The sequence below is a fragment of the Modicisalibacter ilicicola DSM 19980 genome, from assembly GCF_900128925.1.
Lineage (GTDB): Bacteria > Pseudomonadota > Gammaproteobacteria > Pseudomonadales > Halomonadaceae > Modicisalibacter > Modicisalibacter ilicicola.
In genome coordinates this window covers 1-1,978 of sequence record NZ_FQUJ01000037.1, presented here as the reverse complement: position 1 = coordinate 1,978, position 1,978 = coordinate 1, and the positions used below count along the sequence as shown (strand labels likewise).

2 protein-coding genes are annotated in these 1,978 nt (G+C 65.0%); both read right to left on the bottom strand.

The genetic code is table 11. The annotated features are described in order from the left end of the window. Positions 1-37: 37 nt before the first annotated feature. Positions 38-1,642, bottom strand: a complete 1,605-nt coding sequence (gene tnpC, locus BUA41_RS18685; protein WP_072825726.1) for an IS66 family transposase — start codon at positions 1,640-1,642, stop codon at positions 38-40. 44 nt (positions 1,643-1,686) lie between these two features. Next, positions 1,687-1,978, bottom strand: a 292-nt coding sequence (tnpB, locus tag BUA41_RS18680) for an IS66 family insertion sequence element accessory protein TnpB (RefSeq protein ID WP_084671845.1), incomplete at its 5' end; no start/stop codon positions are given.

The window sequence follows — 1,978 nt, the reverse complement described above, 5'->3', positions numbered from 1 at the left end:
GTAAGCGGTCCACCAACCCCACCTGTTCCAGCCTGAGTCAGATCGGTAGAGTGCCCTTCCAACGCCAGGGCAGCAGCGTGTCGAGATCGTCACCCTCACCGATCATTGGCAGGGTCTCGAACACGAACCGTAGGTACTCATAGGGTGAGAGGCCGTTGGCCTTGGCCGTCTCGATCAGGCTGTAGATCGCCGCGCTAGCCTGGGCCCCGCTCGGCGTGTGGCTGAACAGCCAGTTCTTGCGACCCACCACGAAGGGGCGGATGGCATTCTCGGCCGGGTTGTTGTCCAGCGGGATCACCCCGTCATCGAGGAAGCGCGTCAGGCGTTCCCACTGACCATTCAGGTAGTGCAGCGCCTTGCCCAGTGCGCTCTTCGGCAGTACCTGGTGGAGGGATTTATCGAGCCAGGTGCGTAGCTGGGTGAGCAACGCTCGGCTCTTCTGCTCGCGCAGCGCCAGGCGGGCGTCGGGATCCAGTGCCTTGGCCTGTTGCTCTACGGCGTAGAGCTTGCGAATCTGGTTGAGCGCCCAGTCGGCCTTGCCGGTCTTGCCCTTGGGTTGCACCTTCTGGGCTTCGACGAACTTGCGCCGCGCGTGCGCCCAGCAGCCGGCATGAGTGATGCCGTTCTGCTGCACCACCTCGGCATAGCCCTCGTAGCCATCGGTGACCAGGCGACCGGCATAGTCACCCAGCAGGCGCACCGGCACCCGGCCGGCGCGGCTGGCGTCATAGTCGAACAGCACCACCTGTTGGCCCGGCGGACCACCGCGCTGCAGCCACATGTAGGAGGTGGCACTCGCCTTCCGGTCGGGTTCGGTATTGACCTGTAGCGTGGTCTCGTCCATGTGGATCAGCGGCGCCTGCCGCAGGTGTCGGCGCAGCGTCTCGATCAGCGGTGCCATCCGCTCACCGGTCTGGACCATCCAGCGCGCCAGGGTATTGCGCGGGATCTCGGCGCCATGGCGGGCAAAGATCTGGCTCTGCCGATACAGCGGCAAGGCGTCCTGGTACTTGGCGGTGGCCACGTAGGCCAGCAGCGTGGCGCTGGCGTTACTCTTGGGTAGCAATTTGGCCGGTGGCGGCGCGGTCTGCACGCCCTCTTCGCAGGCCGGGCAGGCATACTTGCGCCGCACGTGGCGGATCACCTCGACCCGTGCCGGCACCACATGCAGCTCTTCGCTGATCGCTTCGCCGATCACCTTGAGCGCGGTGCCATCCTCGGCACAGTGACGGGTGGCTTCGGGCAGTTCATGTACGACCTCGACACGCGGCAGTTCCGGCGGCAGGGCGACGCGGCCTCCGCGGGTGCGGCGTTTGGCTGCTTCCGGCTCCGCGGCGGGCGACTCGTCAGTGACGTCGACATCGCTGCCATCGGCCTCGACCGCGTCTTCCTCATCCACGGCCGCTTCGGCCTCGTTGATGAGCAGATCCCCCTGCTCGACCCAGTACTTCTCGGTGGAGGGACCGAACTGACGCTCGGTGGCCAGGCGGAACTGCTCGAACAGCGACTGCTTGGCCGCTTCCCACTGCGCTTCCTTGCGGGCCATCAAGGCCAGCAGGCGGTCATTCTCGGCCTCGGCGGCGGCCAGCTGACGTTGCAGTTGGGCGACGGTATCGGCGGAGTGGGAAGCGGTGGTTTTCATGCCGGAAATACTACCAAAAACCGCCACAAAAGGGCAGCGAAATATCACCCAACCAATTGATAATTAAGCGCCTTGTGGGGCTGCATGGCACTGATGTCGTAGCCGTCGAGTAGCCAGTTGAGCTCCTGGCCCGAGAGTGTGACGGTGTCGCCCTCCAGCCGCTCGGGCCACTTGAAGCGCTCGCGCTCCAGGCGCTTGTACCAGACCACGAAGCCGTTGCGCTCCCAGAACAGCAGCTTCACCTTGTCGCGCTGCCGGTTGCCAAAGACGAACACCGCCTCCTCGAAGGGATTAAGCTCCATCGCCTCCTGGACCAGCAGCGACAGGCCGTCGATC